Here is a 21,935-nt window from a genome sequence, read left to right on the forward strand (position 1 = left end):
CGCGTGACCTTGTTCACCAGCCCCTCGAGCCGACACCAGACGCCGAAATGGGGCAGCGCCCGCACGACGGACACAGACACTGGCATCCACCACAGGGCCGCATCGTGGCGAGGGGATGTTGGGTCCAATGGCCACTGACGCTGCTACCCGCCCGGAGTAGGCTCACACCCAACAGCACCAGCAGAACAAACACCAGAGGTGGAATCATGCGCGCAAAATTCGCTGTACCGGCACTCGCGGCCATCGCCGTTGTGCTCCTTTCCGGATGCGTTGACAACTCGACGCCCGGCACCGACACCGGTTCGCCCCGGGAGATCACCGTCGACGAGGCGGCAGTTGCACTGCTCCCCGAGGCCGTTGCGAGCTCCGGCACCCTCCTTGTCGGGACCGACCCGACCTACGCGCCCAACGAGTTCAAGGACGAGGCGGGTGCCCCCATCGGCTGGGGCATCGAGCTCGCCGAGGCGATCGCCGCGAAGCTCGGCCTTGAGCCGGAGTTCCAGGTCTCGAAGTTCGACAACATCATCCCGAGCGTGACGGGGGGCAAGGTCAACATCGGCATGTCCTCGTTCACCGATACGGTGGAGCGGGAAGAGCAGGTCGACTTCGTCAACTACTTCACGGCAGGCATCCAATGGGCGTCCGCCGCCGGAAACGACATCGACCCCGACGCCGCGTGTGGGCTCAAGGTCGCAGTTCAGGCCACAACGTACGAAGACACCACTGAGGTGCCCGCAAAGAGCGAAGCGTGCGTTGCCGATGGCAAGCCCGCGATCGAGAAGATCCAGTTCGACACGCAGGATGCCGCGACCAACGCCGTCGTGCTCGGCCAGGCTGACGCCATGAGCGCCGACTCTCCGGTGACCCTCTACGCCATCGCCCAGACCGGCGACCAACTGCAGTTGGCTGGGGAAACCTTCGACGTGGCACCCTACGGAGTCGCAGTGGGCAAGGATTCCGGCCTCGCCGAAGCGATCCAGGCTGCGCTGCAGGCGATGGTCGATGACGGAACCTACAGCGACATCCTCGACGAGTGGGGCGTCGCCGACGGCGCTATCGACGAGATCACGATCAACGCCGCCGCGAACGGCTAGCCGGGCATGAGCAGCGAGAGCCCGATTCAGGCCATCCGGCTGCGCCACCCGTGGCGCAACGTCTTCGCGGTGGTCCTCATCGCCGGGGCCGCGCTGTTCATCCTCGACGCCGCGGGGCGATCGGCCTACGACTGGCCGGCCGTTGCGAAGTACGTGTTCGACCGTCGCATCACCCAGGCCGCCGTTAACACGTTGCAGTTGACGGTCTACTCGATGATCATCGCGATCGTGCTCGGTGTGATCCTCGCCATCATGCGGCTCTCCCCGAACCCCGTCGTCAAGAGCGTGGCATGGTTCTACCTCTGGGTATTCCGGGGAACCCCCGTGTACGTGCAGCTCGTGTTCTGGGGCCTGCTGTCGATCATCTACCAGAGCATCGACATCGGCATCCCGTTCATGGAGCCGTTTTACTCGTTCCAGACCAACGCGGCGTTGAACACGTTCACGCTCGCAATCATCGGGCTCGCCCTCAACGAGGCGGCGTACATGGCCGAGATCGTTCGCGCCGGTCTGCTGTCGGTTGACCGTGGCCAGGAGGAGGCAGCGACGGCACTCGGGATGAGCTGGTTCCAGACCATGCGCCGGGTCATCGTGCCGCAGTCGATGCGCATCATCATCCCGCCGACTGGCAACGAGGTCATCTCGATGCTCAAGACGACGTCGCTGGTCACGGCCGTGCCCTACAGTTTCGATCTCTACACGCGGTCGAGGGACATCTCGGCGGAGACCTTCAACCCCATCCCCATGCTCATCGTCGCGTCGCTGTGGTACCTGTTCTTCACCTCCATTCTGATGGTGGGCCAGCACTTCCTCGAGAAACGTTTCGCCCGCGGCATCGGTGACCGCCGACCGGACAAGAAGGGCGGCGCGCCCATCGGCACCGCAGCGGTGCCGCTGGTCACGGGCACCCAGCCGACGGTCGTCGCCCCGATACAGAGCACGAACCCACCGGCGGCGCCGGGCAGGGACGGCGCCAAGTGAATGCGAGCACGGCGTCCGGCGCATCCGGTGACGGGTCCATTCCCCCCATGGTGCTCGCCGAGTCGGTCTCCAAGAGCTTTGGCTCGAACGAGGTGCTCAAGGGGATCTCGCTCGAGGTGAAGCGCGGCGAGGTGCTGTGCCTCGTCGGCCCGTCGGGCTCGGGCAAGTCCACCTTCCTGCGCTGCATCAACCACCTCGAGGTCGTCTCTGCCGGGCGCCTGAGCGTCGACGGCGAGCTCATCGGGTACCGCGAGGCGAACGGCAAGCTCTACGAGCTGCGGCCGAGAGAGGCCGCCCGCCAGCGTCGCGACATCGGCATGGTCTTCCAGCGGTTCAACCTCTTCCCTCACATGACGGCGATGCAAAACGTGATGGAGGCGCCGCTGCGGGTGAAGGGCGAGAACAAGGCACTCGCCGAGCAGAAGGCCAGGGACCTGCTCGACCGAGTCGGGCTTGCCGACCGGGAGGACTACTTTCCCGCGCACCTGTCCGGTGGACAGCAGCAGCGCGTCGCGATCGCGCGCGCGTTGGCGATGGAGCCGAAGCTCATGCTCTTCGACGAGCCCACCAGCGCGCTCGACCCTGAGTTGGTCGGCGAGGTTCTCGATGTGATGAAGGGGCTCGCCGCCGACGGCATGACGATGATCGTCGTCACCCATGAGATGGGCTTCGCGCGCGAGGTCGCCGACTCCCTCGTGTTCATGGATGCCGGCGTCGTCGTCGAGACCGGCGACCCCGCTGCGGTGCTCGCTAACCCGCAGCACCAGCGCACGAGGGCGTTCTTCTCGAAAGTGCTCTAGCTGGCTGGGGCGCCGAACGCGGACGGACCAACCATCTACTGCTGTGGCCTCAGCACGGCGTCGTCGTCGATGGTGGCGTCTTCTGGGGATGTACAGGCGCCGACGACGGGGCTGTACCCGATGGAGTTCGCGAGTGCGTTGAGCGCATTCGAGTCCGAGGTGGCGACGACGTCGATGACGACCTGCACGGCCGGATCGCGGCCGTACGTCGTGAATACCCCGCGGCCCTCCTCGGAATCGTCCACGAGCCAGTCGACGCCGTCGATCGTGACGCAGCGCTGAGTCGACGGGCCGGGAACCTCGACGCCGCAGGAGAGCAGGATGACTGCCGGGTCGCCCCACGCCCCGGTGCCCTGGGCGTCGGTCTCGCGTCTCTCCTGCCCGTCGATGTCCTCCGGCAGGCGCACAACGATGTCGGCGCAGACGGGGTTCGTGGCATCCTCCGCCACTTGCATCGGCACTGCGGCGGTGCAGCCCGCGAGGGAGACCAGAACAAGGAGAATGGCTGCGGCCTTCGCCCCTGGCCCGCGCATCGACTTCACTCGGATCAGGCTACCGTTTGTTCCATGACGGTTCCTGACACGCTCGGCGGCATCGGCGAGATCGCAACGCTCGCCCGCATCTTCCCCCGACTGCCTCAGGCCGCCGCGCAACTGCTCGGTCCCGGCGACGACGCCGCCGTCATCACGGCACCTGACGGGCGCTTCGTCGTGACCTGCGACATGATGATCCACGGGCCCGACTTCCGCCTCGCCTGGTCCACGCCCCGCGACCTCGGCTGGAAGGCCGCGGCATCCAACCTCTCCGACGTAGCCGCGATGGGGGCCGTCCCCACCGCGCTCGTTGTCGCGATCGCCGCGCCCGCGCATTCTCCCGTCGCGCTGCTCGAGGGCATCGCGGACGGGCTGCGGGAGGCGTGCGCCGCGCTGTGGCCCGGATGCGGCGTCGTCGGCGGCGACCTGTCCGTGTCGAGCACCCTCACGATCGCGGTCACGGCGTTCGGCGACCTTGAGGGCCGCGACCCCGTGCTGCGCTCCGGTGCCCGCGACGGCGACGTGCTCGCGGTGTCGGGTGCACTCGGCCTGGCGGGAGCGGGGCTGCAGCTGCTCTTCGAGCGCGGCGTCGATGGGCGGGGGGAGCCGGATGCTGCCGCGGCAGCATCCGTGCGCGCCGAGAATCCCGACATGGTCGGCGCCCAGCTCGCCCCCGCCCCGCCGATCGCCGACGGCCGCGCTGCGGCCCTCGCCGGCGCCACGGCGATGCTCGATCTCAGTGACGGGCTCGCGATCGACGCGCGCCGCCTCGCCGGCGCGAGCGGCGTGCGGCTCGACATCGCGTCGGCGGCCCTCGGCGATGACCCGCGGCTTGCGCTCGGAGGAGGGGAGGACCACGCGCTGCTCGCGACGTTTCCCCCGGAGACGCTGCTACCGGGCGGGTTCCGGGCGATCGGCACCGTGCAGGCTGGCGACGGGCTCGCGGTGGACGGGGAGCCGTTCCTGGAGAACGTCGGGTGGGACCCGTACCGCGGCTGGAACGGCGCGTCGGGCTAGGAGCCCCGCAGCCACCACAGGGTGGTGTCGCCGTAGTTCTTGCGCTTGTCGAGCTCGAGGCCGTCGGGCAGCACCGGCTCGGCCGACCGCGAGCTGCGCTCGACCATGACGATCGCGTCGGGCGCGAGCCGTGGCACAAGCCCGGCCAGGGCATCGGCAAGCTCGCCCTCGCCGAGGTCGTAGGGCGGATCGAGGAACACGAGGTCGAACGTGTCGCCGCCCGCATCGAGGTACACCTGAACCGACTGGGCGCTCACCTGAATCACCGGCGCGCCCACCCTCGGCGCACTCTTCAGCACGACGGCGGCATTCTTGCGGCAGGTGGCGGCCGCGGAGGTGCTCTTCTCGACGAGCGTCACCCGCGCCGCGCCCCGGCTCGCCGCCTCGAGGCCGAGGGCCCCGGAGCCGGCGTAGAGGTCGAGCACTGCCGTGCCGCGGATCGCGTCGCGCGCGTCGAGCGCGGAGAAGATCGCCTCGCGCACGCGGTCGCTCGTCGGCCGGGTGTCCGAGGCGGGCACGGCGATCATGAGTGAGCCGGCGAAGCCCGAGATTATGCGCGTCATCTCCCTCACCGTACCCACCCGGGCCACCTGCTGTAGAACATCCACAATTGGTTGGCCTCCAATCAGTGGATCATCCACACTGGCGGCATGGCCACAGTCGACCGCTCCATCAAGCCCTCCTTCACCAAGTCGCTCTTCCTCGGACGCGTCGCGTCGGAGCTCGTGCTGCCGTACCCGGTGATGGTGGGCGCCGAGCGCGAGAAGGTCGGCCGCCTTGCCGCATCAGCCCGCGACTACCTCGCCAACGTCTACGACCCCGCGAAGGCCGAACGTGACGGCTGGGTCGGGGACGACACGATCCGCGACCTCGGCGAGCTGGGCCTGCTCGGCCTCTTCGTCGACGAGCAGTACGGTGGGCAGGGCCTCAGTCAGAGCGGCTACTGCCGAGTCATGGAGGAGTTCGGCCGCGTCGACGGCGCCCTCGCGGTCGTCATGGGAGTGCACCAGTCGATCGGCACCAAGCCCATCTATCTCTATGGCACCGACGAGCAGAAGGCCCGCTGGCTGCCCGACCTCGCAGCCGGCCGCAAGCTCGCCGCGTTCGTGCTCACTGAACCGAATGTGGGGTCTGACGCCTACAACCTCGAGACGCGGGCTGAGCGCCAGTCGGACGGATCCTGGATCCTCAACGGCGAGAAGCGCTGGATCGGCAATGGTGCCGGCGACGTTCTGACCGTGTTCGCCCGATCCGAGCTCGGCCACGTCGCCCTCGTCGTCGAGAAGGGTGTGGAGGGGCTCAGCACCGGCCCGCGTTTCGAGACCCTCGGACTCAAGGCCAACCGGCTGCAGCGCGTGCGATTCGACAACGTTCGTGTGCCGGCCGAGAACCTCCTCGGCGACGCCGGAGACGGCTTCCGGATCGCGATGAACACCCTCAACAACGGGCGGATGTCGATGGGCACGTCGATCGCGGGCGGAATGAAGCGGTTCCTCGACCTCACCCTCGAGCACGCGACCACCCGGCACCAGTTTGGCCGGCCGCTCATCGACTTCGAGTTGGTCGAGGAGAAAGCGGCATGGATGACCGGCCAGATCTACGGGCTCGAGTCGATGTCGTACCTCACGACCGGCCTCGTCGACCTCGGCGTCGCCGACTTCTCGCTCGAGTCGGCCATGACCAAGGTCGTCGCGAGCGATGTCGGCTGGAAGGGCCTCAACAAGGCGTTCCAGGTGCACGGCGGAACGGCGTACATGGACGACCACCCGCTCTCGAAGGCCCTCCGCGACTTCCGCATCTTCCCGATCTTCGAGGGCGCGAACGACGTGATGCGGGCGTTCGTCGCGCTGAATGGCCTCAAGGCCCTGAGTGAGGACCTGCCCGACGTGCGATCGCTCAGCATGAGCGACCCGGCGAAGGCGATCGGGGTGCTCGCCCCCTACGTCTCCGGCCGCATCAACCGCGCCATCCGCCCCGGCCGCCTCGTCGGCGCCCACCCGGCGTTCGCGAAGCACAACGCCGCGGTGAGCGAGCAGACCGTGCGGCTGCGAGACGCGGCGGAGGCGGCGCTGCGCAAGCACGGCAAAAAGGTGCAGGAGAAGCAGCTGCTGCAGAAGCGGCTCACCGCCGTCGCCTCTGGCATCTACTCTCAGGTCGCCGTAATCGGCCGCGCCTCCGCGACGTTCGAACGCGACGGGCTGCAGGTGTCCGGTGCGGAGAAGACCGTCGCGATCCACTTCCTCAAGCGCAGCCAGCGCGAGGTGGCCAGGCAGCTCCGATCGCTCGAGATCAACGATGACCGCCACACCACCCAGATCGGCGCCGCGACCCGGCAGACCGGTGGCTACGCCTTCGATCTCTGACGACGCGGAGCAACCCTGGCGCGAATTCCCCGCTGTCGGGCTAACGTTCACGCATGACCTCCGATTTCCTCAAGCGATTCCGCGGATTCGCACCCGCGCGGAAGTCCCCGGACGAGCAGCCGGAGCCCGTTCAGGTCGCGGCCACCGATCCAGAGCGCCACGCCTCCCATATCGTCGACAACGCCGTCTACCTCGAGGGGATGCGCGTCGCCTCACCCGGCACTGTGTGCGGGACGGTCATCGAGCTCGACCGCCAGCCCGGCTCGGTCGGGTGGATCGGCCTGTACCGCCCGGATGCCGCAGAGCTGCACGAGCTGGCCCGCCAGTTCGGCCTGCACGAGCTCACACTCGAAGACGCGATCAACGCCCGTCAGCGTCCCAAGGTCGAGCAGTACGACGGGATCACATTTCTGGTGCTGAAGGCCGCACGATACGTCGATGAGACAGAGACCGTCGAGTTCGGCGAGCTTCACCTGTTCGTCGGCCCGAACTTCGTCATCACGCTCCGACACGCCGAGGCCCCCGACCTGCGAAGCGTCCGCTCCCGGCTCGAAGCCCACCCGCAGCTGCTCGCGCGCGGCACCGACGCGATCCTCTACGGCATCCTCGACGCGGTCGTCGACGGCTACCGGCCCGTCGTCGAGGGACTCGAGAATGACATCGCCGAGATCGAGGCGCAGGTATTCGACGGGCATCGGAACGTGTCCCGGCGCATCTACGAGCTGACCCGCGAGGTCATCGAGTTCCAGCTCGCCGTGCTCCCGCTCGCCGATCTCCTCGACACCGTCAAGGAGACGTTCGATCAGAACACCGACGACCCGGCGCTGCGCCAGTACCTGCGTGACGTCGCGGACCACGTTGCGCGGGTCAGCGAGCGTGTCGACCGGTTCCGGCAACTCCTGCGCGACATCCTCACAGTCAACGCGACCCTCGTCGCGCAGCGTCAGAACGACGAGATGCAGCGGGTCGGCGTCGCGAGCAACCTGCAGGCCGACCAGACTCGCAAGATCTCGGGATGGGCGGCGATCCTCTTCGCACCGTCCCTGATCGGGTCGCTCTACGGGATGAACTTCCGCAACATGCCGGAGCTCGAGTGGTTTTACGGGTACCCGTTTTCGATCGCCCTGATGATCGCCGTGAGCGGCGCGCTCTACGTCATCTTCCGGAAGCGCGACTGGATCTGATCGCGTTCGAAAACTGACGGTGGTGGCGAATACCATCGAGGCATGCCCGGATCGCCGCTCGATGCCAAGCTCAGCAGCGCGCTCGGCGGGCGCACGGCTGCGGCGCTGAAAAAGGGCCTCGGCCTCGACACCGTCGGCGACCTGCTCAGCCACTACCCGCGGCGATACGCCAAGCGCGGCGAGCTCAGCGCCGTGACCGATCTGCCCACCGATGAGAATGTGACGATCGTCGCGCAGGTGCGCGGCGTGAGCGAGCGCAGGATGAAGGCGAGGAGCGGATCGATCCTCGAGGTGCGGATCAGCGACGGCACTGGCATCCTCACCCTCACCTTCTTCAACCAGCCCTGGCGGCGGGCCGAGCTGGTCACGGGAGCGCGCGGAATCTTCGCGGGCAAGGTCACCGACTACAAGGGCACGAGACAGCTCGCCCACCCCGACTACGAGCTCTTCCCACCCGATGAGGAGCGCTCCGCCGACGACGCGAAGGCGTGGGCCGACGTCCCAATCCCGATCTACGCGGCCACGGCATCCGTCGCCTCCTGGCAGATCCAGAAGTCGATCGGGGTCGTGCTCGACACTCTCCCGCCGCTCGACGACCCGGTCCCCGACGCGGTTCGGTCCGCCCGCAAGCTCATGAGCTACTCCCGTGCGGTCGAACTCATCCACCGCCCGATGAAAGACGCCGACTGGGGCGCTGCACGCAAGACACTGCGGTTTCAGGAGGCGTTCGTGCTTCAGTCAGCCCTGCTCGAGCAGCGCGCGCTGCTGCGCCTGCAGCTGGCCGAACCGCGGATCCCGGCCGAGGGCGGGCTGCTCGACCGGTTCGACGCGAACATGCCGTTCACCCTCACCGGCGACCAGACGAGCGTTGGCGCGGAGGTCTCCTCCGACCTCGCTGCGGCCGTGCCGATGAACCGACTCGTCCAGGGAGAGGTGGGCTCCGGCAAGACCATCGTTGCCCTGCGCGGGATGCTCGCGGTCGCCGAATCCGGCGGTCAGTCGGCGCTGCTCGCCCCGACCGAGGTGCTCGCCGGCCAGCACCTGCGGTCGATCGTCAAGACGCTCGGGCCCGACCTCGCAGCCCAGCTGCGGCCGACGCTCGTCACGGGTCAGCTCACGGTCGCCGAGAGGCGCAAGGCTATGCTCGCCGTCGTCACGGGGCAGGCGCGCATCGTCATCGGAACCCACGCGCTGCTGAGCGACAGCCTCGACTTCTTCGACCTCGGCCTCGTCGTCGTCGACGAGCAGCACCGGTTCGGCGTCGAGCAGCGCGAGGCCCTGCGCCGCAAGGGCCAGACGCCGCCGCACGTGCTCGTGCTCACCGCGACACCGATTCCGCGCACGGTCGCGATGACCGTGTTCGGCGACCTCGACGTCTCGACGATCGCCGAGCTGCCCTCCGGCCGCATCCCCATCGAGACCCATGTGGTGCCCCTCGCCGAGAAGCCGGCGTGGGCACAACGCATTTGGCAACGCGTCGCCGAGGAGCTCGCGCTCGGCCGGCAGGCCTTCGTCGTCTGCCCCGCGATCGACAGCACCGTCGTCGAGGCGGAGGAGGGCGGCGCTCCGCCGAGCGCGGATGCTGCCGACCCGGCGACGCCCCGCGCGAATGTCACCGACACCCTTGCCGAGCTCCGCGCCAACCCGCAGTTGGCCGCGGCCCGCATCGCGGAGCTCCACGGTCGCATGCCGAGCGATCTGAAGGACGCAACGATGCGGGCGTTCGCGGCCGGTGAAATCGATGTGCTCGTCGCGACCACGGTGATCGAGGTCGGGGTCGACGTGCCCAACGCGTCGGTCATGGTCGTGCTGGATGCCGATCGCTTCGGGGTCTCCCAGCTGCACCAGCTGCGCGGCCGCGTCGGCCGAGGCGGCGTGCCGGGGCTCTGCCTCATGGTCACCGGGGCCGAGGGCGAGACGCTCGCCCGGGAACGGGTCGAGGCGGTTGCCTCGACTCTCGACGGCTTCGAGCTGGCCCAGAAAGACCTCGAACTTCGCCAAGAGGGCGATGTGCTCGGCAACCTGCAATCCGGCGGCCGCTCGTCACTGCGGCTGCTGCGCGTCGCGAAAGACGGAGTGCTCATCACCGAGGCGAGACAGATCGCGGCGGAGCTGATCGATTCCGACCCGACCCTCGCTGCGCATCCGCACCTGCGCGACGCCCTCTCACGCCGGCTCGACGAAGCCAGCAGGGACTTCCTCGCGAAGAATTGACCGGATTCCGAGGCGCCCGCCGTGTCACATGTCGGTAACGCTGGCCGGATAGGGTGAGGCAATGAGCAGGATCGCCGTCGTCCCTGGTTCCTTCGACCCCGTGACCCTGGGTCACCTGGATGTGATCGAACGCGCTTCGCGGATTTTCGACAAACTCCACGTGCTCGTCGTGCACAACCCCGATAAGGCGGCCATGCTTCCCGTCGCGCAGCGGGTCGCGCTCATCGAGAAGTCGATCTCCGATGCCGGGTTCGGCGGCAACATCACCGTCACCTCCTGGAGTGTTGGCCTGCTCGTGGACTACTGCCTCGATGTCGGCGCCACAGTGCTCGTGAAGGGCGTGCGCTCCCAGGTCGACGTCGCCTACGAGACGCCGATGGCTATCGTCAACCGCAACCTCGCGGGGGTTGAGACCGTTTTCATGCTGCCCGACCCCGGCCACGCGCACGTCTCCAGCTCGCTCGTCCGCCAGGTTGCGGCTCTCGGCGGTGATGTGAGCCCGTATGTGCCCGCCGCCGTCTACGAGTTCTTGCAAAATCCGCGCGGTTAGGATCGGCCCATGAGGCAGTTGCAGATCGGCTTCGCCGCCATGCTCGAGCAGTTCCACCCGACCGAGGCTGTCGCGCTGAGTGCCTACGCCGAGAGCCGCGGCTTCACCGGGGTGATGGCCGCCGACCATTTTCAGCCATGGGTTCCCGCCCAGGGGCAGAGCGCCTTCGTCTGGAATGTGCTCGCGGCCGTCGGCGAGCGCACGACGGGCGACTTCGGCCCCGGCGTGACCGCGCCGACCTTCCGTTGGCACCCCGCGATGGTCGCGCAGGCGAGCGCGACGCTCGCGGCGATGTACCCCGGTCGTCACTGGCTCGGGCTGGGCTCCGGTGAGGCACTCAACGAGCACGTCGTCGGCGGCTACTGGCCCGAGGCGCCCGAGCGAATCAACCGCATGTTCGAGGCGATCGAGATCATCAACAAGCTCTTCACCGCGTCGCTCGCGGGCAAGGATACCAAGCACTCCGGCCAGTACTACAAGCTCGAATCGACGAGGCTGTGGACGATGCCCGAGGTCGCCCCGCAGATCCTGGTGGCGTCGGGCGGCCCGGTCACCGCCAAGCGCGCCGGCAAGCACACCGACGGACTGATCACCGTCGGCGCCCCACTGCAGAAGGTCTCCCTGCTCATTAACAAGTTCGCCGAGGGTGCTCGGGAGGCGGGGAAAGACCCGGAGACAATGCCGAAGGTACTCCAACTGCACCTCAGCTGGGCGTCGACGCACGAGGAGGCGCTCCGCAACGCCATGGTCGAGTGGCCCAACGGGGCAATGAAGTTTCCCAAGGCGGACATCCGCTCCCCGTTCGAGCTCGAGCAGATGGCGAAGATGGTGCGCCCGGACGACTTCGAGGGGCGCCTGGTCATCTCGGAAGACCCCGACGTGCACCGCCAGTACATTCAGGGATTCGTCGACCTCGGATTCGACCGCATCTACCTTCACAACGTCGGGCGCAATCAGCGCGAGTGGATCGACGTTTTCGGGCGCGACGTGCTCCCGCGGCTGGCGCGCTAGGTGTTCTCGGCCTGGGCCGTCGCAGGCATCCCCGAGATCGTGGCCGGTATCGACCTCGCCGCGGTCATCGGCGACGCGATTTCGCACACGGAGGAGGGGCTCGCCGACGGCGACATCCTTTCGATCACGAGCAAGATCGTCTCCAAGGCCGAGGGGCGCAGCGTCGCCGCGGAGGATCGGGAAGACGCCATCACCGCGGAGACGGTGCGCATCGTCGCGACGCGCGAGTACCCGGGAGGGGTCACGCGCATTGTCGAGAACCGGCAGGGCCTGGTGCTCGCGGCGGCGGGCGTCGACTCCAGCAACACGCCCGACGGCACCGTTCTGCTGCTGCCGCTCGACCCCGATGCCTCGGCGCGCGCACTCTGCGCGGCGATCCGCGCCCGGTTCGGTGTTCGCGTCGGCGTCGTCATCACCGACACCCTCGGCCGGGCCTGGCGCGAGGGGCAGACCGACGTCGCCATCGGGGCGGCGGGCGTGCGCGTCATGGACGATCTGCGCGGATCGACGGATTCCGGAGGCCGCGCCCTCAACGTGACCCTACCCGCGGTCGCGGACGAGATCGCCGGCGCGACCGACCTCGTCAAGGGGAAGGCGGCGGGCCTCCCGGTGGCGATCGTGCGCGGACTCGGCCACCTCGTCAGCGGGCTCGACGAGCCGGGCGCCCGTGCGCTCGTGCGCCCGGCAGCCCAGGATATGTTCCGCCTCGGCTCCGACGAGGCCTACGCCAGGGGGTTCGCTGCGGGCCGCGCCGACCGGGCTCCATAAATTTTCGTCACCTTTTCTGGCGCTCCCGATAAAACGCTGGGAGCGTTCGCGGAACCATCTGGCAGACTTCCCTGAGGACAGCTACAGGAATGGTGAGGTCGTCGGTGAGCAGCATTCCACGTGAGATCGAGCATCATCTCGCCGAGGCACGGATCGAGCAATCCCCGACCCTGTCGGCGGACGAGTTCCAATCACTCAGCGGCGCCATCATCGGCAGTGTCGAACGGGTCATCGACGGAAAGCGCACCCCCGTCGAGCTTGCCCTCACCGTGCTCCTCGCCGAGGGGCACCTGCTGATCGAGGATGTCCCCGGTGTCGGCAAGACGATGCTCGCGCGCGCGCTCGCGCGCTCAGTCCACTGCACGGTCAACCGCATCCAGTTCACGCCCGACCTCCTCCCCTCCGACATCACGGGGGTGTCGATCTTCAATCAGGCCTCCCGCGAGTTCGAGTTCAAGCCGGGGCCCGTCTTCGCCAACATCGTCATCGGCGACGAGATCAACCGCGCGAGCCCCAAGACCCAGTCGGCGTTGCTCGAGAGCATGGAGGAGCGCCAGGTCACCGTCGACGGCGTGACCCACGTGCTCGCTGCCCCCTTCACCGTCGTCGCGACCCAGAATCCGGTCGAGATGGAGGGCACCTACCCGCTGCCGGAGGCGCAGCGGGACCGATTCATGATCCGAGTCTCGATGGGGTACCCGGATGCTGCGGCCGAGCTCGCGATGCTTCGCCAGCGGGAGTCCAGCAGCCCCCTCGACACCCTCGAGGCGGTCGTCACCACCGACCAGCTCCTCGCGATGATCCACACAGTCAGGGGAGTGTTCGTGTCGCGTGCCGTTGAGCAGTACGCCGTCGCGATCGCGCAGGCGACTCGCGGCGACCGAGAGCTCCGCCTCGGCGCCAGTCCCCGCGCCACGCTCCAGCTGGTGCGCGCCGCGAAGGCCCGCGCGGCCCTCGATGGCCGCGAGTTCGTGCTGCCCGACGACATCGACGCGCTCGCCGTGCCGGTGTTCGCGCACCGGCTCATTCCCTCGTCGAGACTGTCGGGCGGGGCCACTGCGGCGCAATCCAGCTCGCTCGCCGACGTGATCTACCGGATCCTCGCGGCCACCCCGGTGCCGCTCGGCTCGGCTTGAGGCCGTGATGGCGCGACTCCGACCGATCCGGTTCTCGCGTTCCGCGCGGCTCACGCCGAGGGGCGCGACGCTCGCCGTCGTCGGAGGCGCGAGCGTCATCGGCGCCTATGCGAGCGGGCGGCCGGAGCTGCTCTACCTCGGCTGCCTCACCCTGTTGCTGCCTGCCCTCGCGGTCGCCTTCGCGAGATTTCGGCGCGTCGGGCTCACCGTCTCCCGCTCATTCCGACCGGAGCCTGTCGGCGTCGGGCAGCCGGCCGTCGTCGAGCTCACGATCGCGAACGGGGGCCAGCGGCCGACCCCGCAGGTCGAGTGGCGTGACTATCGGCCGTGGGCCAGCGGGGGCAACGGATCGAGGATGCTCCCGGCGCTCGCCGCCCGCGGCTCCCGCGGCACCACCGCCCGGCTGCGGTATGAGCTGATTCCGCCGCACAGGGGCGAGTTCCCGATCGGTCCGCTCGGTGCTCGCCTCGCCGACCCGTTCGGCCTCGCGAAGGGGGAGGTTGCGGTCGGCGCGGTGGACTGGCTGGTCGTGACCCCGGTCATCCGCGAGCTCCCCGACACGGGACTCGCGATCCTTGCAAGCGATGGCGCGTCGCTGCTCGTGCGCCGCTCGATCGGGGGCGAGGACGACCTCTCGACCCGCGAGTACCGCACGGGCGATGCGATGCGACGAGTGCACTGGCGCGCGACGGCCCGGCACGGCGAGCTCATGGTCCGGCAGGAGGAACAGCGCAGCCACGCCGAGGCGCGCATCATTCTCGACACCCGCCGCAGCGGGTACGCCGACCACCAGCCCGGCAGGCAGAGCAACGAGCCGGAGAGCGAGTCCTTCGAGCTGGCGGTGTCCATCGGTGCCTCGATCGCCCTGCACCTCGCGCGCGGCGGATTCGCGGTCGAGTTCGTCGAGACGGGTGACCGGCACCTCGCACCGGTGTCGCCGATGGAACCCTTCCTCCGTTCGCTCGCCACTCTCGAACTCGCCGGCGCCGCCGGTGACTACCCGGTCGGGTCCCCGCTCACCAGCACGAGGCCCGATCGCACCCACGGGTCGGTCTTCGCGATCCTGGCGGACGCCGACGCGCCGACGATCGAGCGGCTCGTCGCCCAGCGCAGCGATTTCGACCTGGCGGTGGCGTTCGTCGTCACCTGGCGCGACTCCCTCGCGCTCGAGGCCCTGCGCCGGGCGGGCTGGACGTGTGTCCCGGTCGCCCTCGGCGATTCGGTCGAGGACGCGTGGCGTGCCGTCGCCGAGCTGCATGGGGTGCGCCGTGGCCGCTGATCGGAGGGACTCTCCCGTCGCGTGGCAGGTGAGCCTGGCTCTGCTGCTGGCGATCGCCGTCGCGACGGGGGGACTCCATGTGATCTTCGACGACCAGACCTGGTGGCTTCTGGTGTTCTTCGTGCTCGCCGCCGTGCTGGGGGCGGCGGCCACCGCGCGGGCGTTCTCCCACCGCTGGTTCGTTCCGTCGGCCGCCGCGGCAGCGACCCTCATCGGGCTCGTGACCCTGCTGTTCGCCCCCGGCAGTGCGCTGCTCGCCGTCATCCCGACCCTCGACACCGTCAGGGCCTTCGGTGGGCTGTTCGGCGAGGCGGGAGCCTCCATCTACCGGCAATCGGTCCCGGCGAACGCGGATGCGCCGATCGTGTTCGTGCTGTGCGTCGGGGTCGGCGCGATCGCCCTCCTCTGCGATGTGGTCGCCATCACCCTCGCGAGGCCGGCGCTCGCCGGAATCCCGCTGCTCGGGGTGCTGGCCGTCCCCGCCGTCACCGCGCGGGATGTCACCGACCTGTTCGTGTTCGCGCTCTGCGCCGCCGCCTTCCTCGCGCTGCTGGTGGTGGGCGGGCAGAGGAGGCAGCCGGGCCTCGCCGTCGGCATCGGTGCGGCCGCCATCGTCGGAGCCCTCACCTTGCCCCTCGTGCTCCCCGCGGTGGTGTTCTCAGCCGGCAGTTCGCCCGGCCTGTCGACCGCGGTGAATCCGGTGCTCAGCCTCGGCGACGACCTGCGGCGTTCCGCCGAACGGGAGGTTCTCAGCTACCGCACGGCGTCGGGCGAACCGCACTATCTCCGGCTCGTCAGCCTTGAGAATTTCACCGGTACCGATTGGGCTCCGACCGAGCGTGACGTCGACCGCAGCAACTCGATCGCGGCCTTCGCGCCGCCGCCGGGGCTGTCAGGTGCCGTCCCGACCGCGGAGGAGCTCACGAGTATCGAGGTCCGCAATCTCTCGAGCGGCTGGCTCCCGGTTCCCTATCCGCCGCGGAGCATCGAGGGTGTTGCCAGGGACTGGTTCTGGGAGTCGGCCGACTTCTCCGTCTCGAGCCCGAACGACACCGCGCGCGGGCAGGACTACGTGGTCGAGAGCCTCATCGTCGAGCCCACACCCGAGCAGCTGCTCGCGGCCGGCACGATTGTCCCGGCCGACTTCGAGCAGTACCTCGAGCTGCCGGAGGACCTGCCGACGGTGATCTCCGAGACCGCGGCCGGAATCGCCGGGCCCGCCCCGACGAACTATGGGAAGGCGATCGTGCTGCAGGAGTTCTTCCGATCGGGGGAATTCACTTACTCGGAGGACGCGCCCGTCGACGGGGACTACGACGGTACCGGAATGGACGTCGTGGCGACCTTCCTCGATGTGCGTTCCGGCTACTGCGTACAGTTCGCCTCCGCGATGGCGGTCATGGCGCGCAGCCTCGGCATCCCCGCCCGCATCGTCGTCGGATTCCTGCCGGGCACACCGACCGCCACCCAGGGCGACGACGGCTTCACCGTCACCACCGACGACCTGCATTCCTGGCCCGAGCTGTACTTCGACGGCATCGGCTGGGTTCAGTTCGAGCCGACCCCCGGGCGCGGCTCGCTCGGGGACTACGCCGACGTGAGCGTTGCGGGAGTGCCGGCGCCGGTCCCCCCGACGGCGGCGCCCGACGCTCCGACGCCGGCCCCGTCGGCGCCGGTCGACGACGCCGGCGATCCGGGGCTCGACGACAGCGGGACTCCCGTCTCCTCTGCGACCCAGACCGCGCTCCCGCGCCTTCTCCTCGCCCTGCTCATCGTCGCCGGAATCTCGCTGCTTCCCGCATCCGTCCGTGTGCTGCAGCGGATGCTCCTCACCCGGCGTCTGCTGGCGGGCGAGGCGACCGCGATCGACGCGTGGCACGAGGTGCTGCGGACGGCGATCGACTTCCGGCTCCCTGTGTCCAACACCGAGACGCCGCGCGAGAACGCGGCAGTGATCGGGGCTTCCGGCGCCGCTCTGGCCCGCCTGCTCTCGGCCGTCGAGCACGAGGGGTATGCCAGGGCGACGATCAACGATCCCGGCTTTCTCGTGAGCGAGCTCGATGGCTTCCGCACCGAGGCTCGGGCCGGCGCGAGCACGCGCACGCGGCTTCTCGCGCGCTTCTACCCGGCGTCGCTCTGGCGCCGCGCGACACGTCCGAGGCGGACGTTGTGAGCTGGACGATCGTGATCCCGGTCAAGCGTCTCGACGAGGCGAAGAGCCGACTGCGGCCCGACCTCGCGGATGTCGCCGATCTCGCGCTCGCATTCGCGACCGACACCATCGTCGCCGCCCGGAACAGCGTTCTGGTCGACGAGGTCATTGTCGTTACCCCCGATGCGCGGGTCGTCGAGCGCGCAACGGCGTTGGGCGCGTGGATCGTGCCCGACCCCGGCACCGGGCTCAACGCCGCGGCGACGGCAGGGATCCGCGCCGCGCGCACCCGCTGCGTCGCCGTGCTCACGGGAGACCTCCCCGCCCTCGATACCGCCGACCTCGACCGCGCCCTGCACCTCGCCGAACTGTTCGAGCTGTCCATGGTGGCCGATCATGGCGGCATCGGAACGACCCTCATCGCCTCCTCGAACGGAGCCGCGCTCGAACCACGGTTCGGGCCCAGCTCGCGGGAGCGGCACGAGGCGGCCGGCCACGCCGTCCTCGCGCTCCCCGTCGGGTCGGCGCTGCGCTGGGACGTCGACACCGTCACCGACCTCGCGACAGCTCTGACCCTCGGCGTCGGCGAGGCCACGGCGAGCGTCGTGTCGACGAGGGCAGGGCACCCCGCCTAGCGCGACAGGTCAGCCGCTCCGCGCGCCGACCCGATCCGCGAGACGCAGGGCGTCGTCGGCGAGCCGCGCCGACCGCGGGAGGTCGTTCATCCACAAGGGCACGGCCGCGGCGCGGATCCCCGCGCTCTCGATCTCCGGCAGCATGGCGGCATCCGTCTCGTCGACGAGCCACCCGTCGAGGAGGCCGCCGGATCGGCGGGAACCGTAGTGGCGCGCGACGGCCACCGCTGTTGCATCGACGCCGATCGCGGCGAGGCAGGCGTCGGCCATGCCGCGCACGGCCCGCCCCTCGATGATCGGCGAGACGCCGACGACCGGCGCCGCCGTGGCGGCCAGAGCCCCGGCGATGCCCGGGATCGCGACGAGGGTGCCGATCGACACGACGGGGTTGGAGGGCGCGACGAGCACGACGTCGGCGGACTCGATCGCCTCCACCGCGGCATCCGTGGCCTGGGCACTCTCGATCCCACGCTGCACAAAGCGCCGGGCGGGAATGGCGGCGCGGTGCCGCACCCACCACTCCTCGAAGTGGATGACGCGGCGGGCGCCGTCGGACGGGTCGATGATCTCCACATTCGTCTCGACCTCGTCGTCGGTGACGGGAAGCAGGCGCACGCCGAGATTCCAGCGGGCGCAGAGCCGTGCGGTCGCCTCGGTGAGCGTGAGGCCCTCACGCAACAGCGCTGACCGTGCGATGTGCGTTCCGAGGTCGAGGTCACCGAGGGTGAACCAGGGCCAGCCGATGCCGTAGGCGTCGAGTTCTGCGCTGACCCGTTCCGACTCGCCGACGCGGCCCCAGCCGCGGTGGTCGTCGTTCGCCCCGCCCAGCGTGTACATGATCGAGTCGAGGTCGGGACATACGCGCAGTCCCGTCAGCCACATGTCGTCGCCGGTATTGGCGATCACGGTAATGGCCGCGTCGGTGCCCGCGAGGTGCTCGCGGAGTCCGCGGGTGAATCGGGCGCCGCCGACGCCGCCGGCCAGCACGGTGATCGCTGTCATGGGTGGGTCCTCTCGGGAAGGTCGAAGGTGATCACGGGCGCGCCGGTGACGGGGTGGGTGAGCACCGTTGCCGCCACATGCCACACGCGGAGGATGAGTTCGGCGGTAAGCACCTCCGCTGGCGGGCCGGATGCGCGCACGCGGCCGGCGTCGAGCACCACGACGTGGTCCGCGAACGCGACTGCGAGGTTCAGATCGTGCAGCGCCGCCACGACCGCGAGCCCGTTCCTCGTGGCCAGATCGCGAACCAGCGCGAGGGTGGTGAGCTGCGCGAGCACGTCGAGGTGGTTGGTCGGCTCGTCGAGCAGCCGCGGCTCCTGGGCGAGCGCCCGAGCGAGGTGCGCTCGTTGGCGTTCGCCGCCCGACAGTGTGCTGATCTGGCGGTGCGCGAACTCGGTGACGCCGGCATCCGACATCGCGGCGTCGATGACCTCGTCGTCACGTCGCGACGGGCCGGCGAGGAAGGAGGCGTGCGGGGTGCGGCCGAGGGCGACCGCTATGCGCACCGTCAGCGGAAGCTCGGCGCTGACGTCCTGCTCGACGAGTGCCGCGACCCGTGCGCGGTCACGCCTGCTCGTGGCGAACCAGTCCTCTCCCGCCCAGCTGAGCGCGCCGGATGCCGGGCGGTCGACTCCCGCGAGCACCCGGATGAGGCTCGACTTGCCCGCGCCGTTCGGGCCGAGGATCGCGGTCAACCGCTCCCCGCGCAATTCGGCGTCGACAGCGTCGACCACCGTGCGCCCGCCGAGTACGACCGAGAGCTGCCGCGCGCTCATCGAGTCGCCGAGTTCGGCATCCGGAATCATGCGAACCTCCGCGAGCGTATGACGAGCAGCACGAACACCGGGGCGCCGATGACGGCCGTGACGATTCCGACGGGGAGCTCCCGCGGATCGAACAGGGCACGGGCGGCGGTGTCACACCAGATCAGGAAAATGGCGCCCGACAGCGCGGCCAGCGGTAGCAGGGCCCGGTGCTGGGCCCCGACGATGAGGCGCACGGCGTGGGGGAGGATGAGGCCGACGAAGCCGATCGATCCGCTTACCGAGACCCTCCCGCCGACCATGAGCGGGATGCCGATCACGACGACCGCGGCGACGGCGATGGCGACAGCGGGCCACCGTGCGCCGGCGAGGGAGCCGAGCAGCCACGAGATGATCTCGCGATAGGAGTCCCCCGTCGCCGTCCAGAAGATGACGAAACTCGTGAGTGCGGCGCCGAGGCTCGAGACCGCGATTCCGGCGAGGATCATCCGGCTCGGGGTGATGGCGGAGCCGGAGCCGGCGATCAACAGCGTCGCCGCGAGGGCGACGAGCGCGCCGAGAAACGCCGCCGCCGGCAGCAGCACCGAGACGCCGAGCACCAACACGGCGACGGCGCCGAGCGACGCCCCGGAGGAGAGGCCCAGCAGATAGGGGTTGGCGAGTGGGTTGCGGGTGATCGCCTGCATCACCGCGCCGGAGACTGCCAGGCCCGCGCCGACCGCCGCGGCCGTGAGCACCCGGGGCAATCGCAGTTCCCAGACGATTCCGTCGCGCAGCGGGGACAGGGGGGTTACCCCGAGGCCGAGGTGGCTGGCGATCGAGGCCCAGACCTCGTCGAACCGGATGTCTGCCGGCCCGAAGGTCACCGCGGCGGCGATCGACGCGACGAGCGCCGCCGCGAGTGTGAGCGAGGCGACGAGGATGCGCGGAGGGCGGGCCGTGCGCACGCTCAGCTACTCGACATCGACGGCTGCGAGCTGCTGTGCGAGATCCGCCGTGGCCGAGACGTTGCGCACGCCGGCCTCACCCGCCGCGAACGGAACTACCAGGTAGCGTGAGGACTGCACCGCGCCGAGGGCCGCGGTGGCGGGGTTCGACTCGAGAAGCTCGATCTTGCTCGCGGCGGCGTTCCACGAGGCATCCACGAGCACGATCACGTCAGGGTCCGAGTCGATGATGGCCTCCCAGCCGAGCGGGCTCCAGGTGTCGGCGACATCGGCGGCGATGTTCGTCAGCCCGAGGCGCTCCATCATCATCTGCGGTGCCCCGATGCCGGCGCCGACATAGGGGGTATCGGTGCCCGAGGAATTCCAGAGCACGGTCAGGCCCCGGTCGTCGGCCTCGATCGCCTCGAGGGCGGAGCGCTGCTCGGCCACTAGGTCGGCGGCGGCCTCCTCCGCGTGGAACACCCGTCCGGCCTCGGCAATCTCCGTGAAGACCTCGTCGAAGGTGAGCTTCTCGGGCTGGTAGCCGGCCTCCTTGCACGCGGACGGCGCCACGTAAGTACCGACGCCGAGCCCGGCGAGGCCAGCAGCCTCCGCGGTGAGCATCGACTCCCAGCCCGCGAAGACGAAGTCGGGCTCGAGCTCGAGCACGGACTCCTGGCTCGGCGCGAAATCAGAGATGACGGGAATGTCCGCCGCAGCCGCGGCCCACTCCTCGGGAACGGGGCCGTCTTGGAAGGCAGACCCAATCACACGGTCCGCGAGCCCGAGCGCGATCAGCAGTTCGGTGGACGTCGACTTGATGGTGACGATGCGCTCCGGGGCGGCCGCAGCCGTGTCGACGTCGCTGCCGCAGTTGTCGATGACCGCCTCGGCAGGAGCGGCGGAGCTTTCGGCGCCGGTCGACGTGCTGGAACAGCCGGTGAGGGCGAGAAGACCCGCCGCGGTCGGGCCGGTCAGGGGGCGGATGCGGCGGGGGAGGGTGATGAGGCTGCGCGCGAGGTTTGTCATGGTGTCTCTCGGTCGGTCGGCAGCAGGAGCGCGAGTTGACTAGCGGGGAGACCTGCCGCCCCAAATCCGGGACCGACGCACCGCACCACATCCGGTGCAGGGGCCTGATAAGCCCAGTTTAGCGACCACCGGCGCGGGCGACACGCCCGGGCAGCGGCCGGGATTTGCTCAGCCCCCGACCGCCACGTAGTGTTTCCTCTTGTCGCCCCAAAGGTTCGCCCAGCCGCAGTGCTGAACGGCCTCAAGAGGGACAAAATCCGGTTTCGAAGTAGTTCTTGGTAGCAAGAACCCGACTTCGGAGCATAGGATGGTAACCCGCTTGGACCGCTAATCTCCTCGCCGCCTCCGGTGGTAAGGATGACGGAGTCCAGGTGGTAAGGTTGTGAAGTTGCCCTGAGGCTGCCCTGTGAGGGTGTGGTGCAGGAGCGTCCGATCCTTGAGAACTCAACAGCGTGCACAATGTCAAATGCCAAAAACCTCGTGTGTGGATCCCGTTT

Annotated in this window: 20 protein-coding genes; 14 read left to right on the forward strand and 6 right to left on the reverse strand. The window is 69.3% G+C overall.

Features of this window, described 5'->3' with window-relative positions:
- The first annotated feature begins 206 nt into the window (after window positions 1–206).
- Genes ABIB15_RS10995 through ABIB15_RS11005 form a run of 3 tightly spaced genes read left to right on the forward strand, consistent with a single transcriptional unit; the run spans window position 207 to window position 2,875 of the window.
- Window positions 207–1,094 carry an ABC transporter substrate-binding protein gene (locus ABIB15_RS10995; protein ID WP_354478255.1) on the forward strand — a complete coding sequence of 296 codons (888 nt, stop codon included), beginning with the start codon at window positions 207–209 and terminating at the stop codon, window positions 1,092–1,094.
- A 6-nt stretch (window positions 1,095–1,100) separates the two neighbouring features.
- Window positions 1,101–2,075 (forward strand): amino acid ABC transporter permease, encoded by a 975-nt coding sequence (locus tag ABIB15_RS11000; protein ID WP_354478257.1) that lies wholly within the window; start codon window positions 1,101–1,103, stop codon window positions 2,073–2,075.
- A 47-nt stretch (window positions 2,076–2,122) separates the two neighbouring features.
- Entirely contained in the window at window positions 2,123–2,875 is a 753-nt protein-coding gene (locus ABIB15_RS11005; RefSeq protein WP_354478307.1) for an amino acid ABC transporter ATP-binding protein, read from the forward strand.
- A gap of 35 nt (window positions 2,876–2,910) precedes the next feature.
- On the opposite strand, the gene ABIB15_RS11010 is transcribed toward ABIB15_RS11005, so the two are convergent.
- Window positions 2,911–3,408, reverse strand: a complete 498-nt coding sequence (locus ABIB15_RS11010) for a DUF3515 family protein (protein ID WP_354478310.1) — start codon at window positions 3,406–3,408, stop codon at window positions 2,911–2,913.
- 33 nt (window positions 3,409–3,441) lie between these two features.
- Between ABIB15_RS11010 and thiL the strand changes: the two genes are divergently transcribed.
- Window positions 3,442–4,425 (forward strand): thiamine-phosphate kinase, encoded by a 984-nt coding sequence (gene thiL / locus ABIB15_RS11015; RefSeq protein WP_354478260.1) that lies wholly within the window; start codon window positions 3,442–3,444, stop codon window positions 4,423–4,425.
- On the opposite strand, the gene rsmD is transcribed toward thiL, so the two are convergent.
- A complete protein-coding gene (rsmD, locus tag ABIB15_RS11020) occupies window positions 4,422–4,988 on the reverse strand; it encodes a 16S rRNA (guanine(966)-N(2))-methyltransferase RsmD (RefSeq protein WP_354478262.1) in 567 nt (188 codons plus the stop codon). The two genes, thiL and rsmD, sit on opposite strands and share 4 nt — an antisense overlap.
- Window positions 4,989–5,075: 87 nt before the next feature.
- Here rsmD and ABIB15_RS11025 point away from each other — a divergent pair, with 87 nt between their 5' ends.
- The 10 genes from ABIB15_RS11025 to cofC all read left to right on the forward strand — a co-directional run bounded on the left by ABIB15_RS11025 (window position 5,076) and on the right by cofC (window position 17,717).
- A complete protein-coding gene (locus ABIB15_RS11025; RefSeq protein ID WP_354478265.1) occupies window positions 5,076–6,788 on the forward strand; it encodes an acyl-CoA dehydrogenase family protein in 1,713 nt (570 codons plus the stop codon).
- Window positions 6,789–6,841: 53 nt separating this feature from the next.
- Window positions 6,842–7,972 carry a magnesium/cobalt transporter CorA gene (gene corA, locus ABIB15_RS11030; protein WP_354478267.1) on the forward strand — a complete coding sequence of 377 codons (1,131 nt, stop codon included), beginning with the start codon at window positions 6,842–6,844 and terminating at the stop codon, window positions 7,970–7,972.
- 42 nt (window positions 7,973–8,014) lie between these two features.
- Window positions 8,015–10,186: an ATP-dependent DNA helicase RecG gene (locus tag ABIB15_RS11035; RefSeq protein WP_354478269.1), complete on the forward strand. Its 2,172-nt coding sequence runs from the start codon at window positions 8,015–8,017 to the stop codon at window positions 10,184–10,186.
- A 61-nt stretch (window positions 10,187–10,247) separates the two neighbouring features.
- Window positions 10,248–10,736, forward strand: coding sequence for a pantetheine-phosphate adenylyltransferase (coaD, locus tag ABIB15_RS11040; protein ID WP_354478272.1), 489 nt, complete (start codon window positions 10,248–10,250; stop codon window positions 10,734–10,736).
- Window positions 10,737–10,745: 9 nt separating this feature from the next.
- On the forward strand, window positions 10,746–11,747 hold the full coding sequence (locus ABIB15_RS11045; RefSeq protein ID WP_354478275.1) for a TIGR03557 family F420-dependent LLM class oxidoreductase: 1,002 nt from the start codon (window positions 10,746–10,748) through the stop codon (window positions 11,745–11,747).
- Window positions 11,748–12,515, forward strand: a complete 768-nt coding sequence (cofE, locus tag ABIB15_RS11050; protein ID WP_354478278.1) for a coenzyme F420-0:L-glutamate ligase — start codon at window positions 11,748–11,750, stop codon at window positions 12,513–12,515. It begins immediately after the preceding gene.
- A 104-nt stretch (window positions 12,516–12,619) separates the two neighbouring features.
- The gene (locus tag ABIB15_RS11055; RefSeq protein ID WP_502908950.1) at window positions 12,620–13,651 is read left to right on the forward strand and encodes an AAA family ATPase; all 1,032 of its coding nucleotides are present in this window, start codon (window positions 12,620–12,622) and stop codon (window positions 13,649–13,651) included.
- A gap of 7 nt (window positions 13,652–13,658) precedes the next feature.
- Window positions 13,659–14,930 (forward strand): DUF58 domain-containing protein, encoded by a 1,272-nt coding sequence (locus tag ABIB15_RS11060; RefSeq protein WP_354478315.1) that lies wholly within the window; start codon window positions 13,659–13,661, stop codon window positions 14,928–14,930.
- Window positions 14,920–17,103: a transglutaminase TgpA family protein gene (locus ABIB15_RS11065; RefSeq protein WP_354478281.1), complete on the forward strand. Its 2,184-nt coding sequence runs from the start codon at window positions 14,920–14,922 to the stop codon at window positions 17,101–17,103. Before ABIB15_RS11060 ends, ABIB15_RS11065 begins: the two co-directional genes overlap by 11 nt.
- Complete coding sequence (gene cofC / locus ABIB15_RS11070; protein WP_354478284.1) at window positions 17,100–17,717, forward strand: 2-phospho-L-lactate guanylyltransferase; 618 nt, start codon at window positions 17,100–17,102, stop codon at window positions 17,715–17,717. The genes ABIB15_RS11065 and cofC overlap by 4 nt, the downstream gene beginning before the upstream one ends.
- Before the next feature lie 9 nt (window positions 17,718–17,726).
- Here the strand turns inward: cofC and cofD are convergent, their stop codons facing one another.
- From cofD to ABIB15_RS11090, 4 genes are read right to left on the reverse strand one after another with little or no spacing between them, the layout of a single operon-like run.
- Window positions 17,727–18,719: a 2-phospho-L-lactate transferase gene (gene cofD, locus ABIB15_RS11075; RefSeq protein ID WP_354478287.1), complete on the reverse strand. Its 993-nt coding sequence runs from the start codon at window positions 18,717–18,719 to the stop codon at window positions 17,727–17,729.
- Window positions 18,716–19,525: an ABC transporter ATP-binding protein gene (locus tag ABIB15_RS11080; RefSeq protein WP_354478290.1), complete on the reverse strand. Its 810-nt coding sequence runs from the start codon at window positions 19,523–19,525 to the stop codon at window positions 18,716–18,718. Before ABIB15_RS11080 ends, cofD begins: the two co-directional genes overlap by 4 nt.
- Window positions 19,522–20,430 (reverse strand): iron chelate uptake ABC transporter family permease subunit, encoded by a 909-nt coding sequence (locus ABIB15_RS11085; protein ID WP_354478293.1) that lies wholly within the window; start codon window positions 20,428–20,430, stop codon window positions 19,522–19,524. Before ABIB15_RS11085 ends, ABIB15_RS11080 begins: the two co-directional genes overlap by 4 nt.
- A 6-nt stretch (window positions 20,431–20,436) precedes the next feature.
- Window positions 20,437–21,438, reverse strand: a complete 1,002-nt coding sequence (locus ABIB15_RS11090) for a putative F420-0 ABC transporter substrate-binding protein (RefSeq protein WP_354478296.1) — start codon at window positions 21,436–21,438, stop codon at window positions 20,437–20,439.
- Window positions 21,439–21,935 lie beyond the last annotated feature (497 nt).

This window comes from Marisediminicola sp. UYEF4, from assembly GCF_040546025.1.
Taxonomy (GTDB): Bacteria; Actinomycetota; Actinomycetes; order Actinomycetales; family Microbacteriaceae; genus Marisediminicola.

Coding starts and splice junctions, on each gene's coding strand:
- ABIB15_RS10995 (WP_354478255.1), top strand. CDS start 207: ATGCGCGCAAAATTCGCTGTACCGGCACTCGCGGCCATCGCCGTTGTG.
- ABIB15_RS11000 (WP_354478257.1), top strand. CDS start 1,101: ATGAGCAGCGAGAGCCCGATTCAGGCCATCCGGCTGCGCCACCCGTGG.
- ABIB15_RS11005 (WP_354478307.1), top strand. CDS start 2,123: ATGGTGCTCGCCGAGTCGGTCTCCAAGAGCTTTGGCTCGAACGAGGTG.
- ABIB15_RS11010 (WP_354478310.1), bottom strand. CDS start 3,408: ATGCGCGGGCCAGGGGCGAAGGCCGCAGCCATTCTCCTTGTTCTGGTC.
- thiL (WP_354478260.1), top strand. CDS start 3,442: ATGACGGTTCCTGACACGCTCGGCGGCATCGGCGAGATCGCAACGCTC.
- rsmD (WP_354478262.1), bottom strand. CDS start 4,988: ATGACGCGCATAATCTCGGGCTTCGCCGGCTCACTCATGATCGCCGTG.
- ABIB15_RS11025 (WP_354478265.1), top strand. CDS start 5,076: ATGGCCACAGTCGACCGCTCCATCAAGCCCTCCTTCACCAAGTCGCTC.
- corA (WP_354478267.1), top strand. CDS start 6,842: ATGACCTCCGATTTCCTCAAGCGATTCCGCGGATTCGCACCCGCGCGG.
- ABIB15_RS11035 (WP_354478269.1), top strand. CDS start 8,015: ATGCCCGGATCGCCGCTCGATGCCAAGCTCAGCAGCGCGCTCGGCGGG.
- coaD (WP_354478272.1), top strand. CDS start 10,248: ATGAGCAGGATCGCCGTCGTCCCTGGTTCCTTCGACCCCGTGACCCTG.
- ABIB15_RS11045 (WP_354478275.1), top strand. CDS start 10,746: ATGAGGCAGTTGCAGATCGGCTTCGCCGCCATGCTCGAGCAGTTCCAC.
- ABIB15_RS11060 (WP_354478315.1), top strand. CDS start 13,659: ATGGCGCGACTCCGACCGATCCGGTTCTCGCGTTCCGCGCGGCTCACG.
- cofD (WP_354478287.1), bottom strand. CDS start 18,719: ATGACAGCGATCACCGTGCTGGCCGGCGGCGTCGGCGGCGCCCGATTC.
- ABIB15_RS11080 (WP_354478290.1), bottom strand. CDS start 19,525: ATGATTCCGGATGCCGAACTCGGCGACTCGATGAGCGCGCGGCAGCTC.
- ABIB15_RS11090 (WP_354478296.1), bottom strand. CDS start 21,438: ATGACAAACCTCGCGCGCAGCCTCATCACCCTCCCCCGCCGCATCCGC.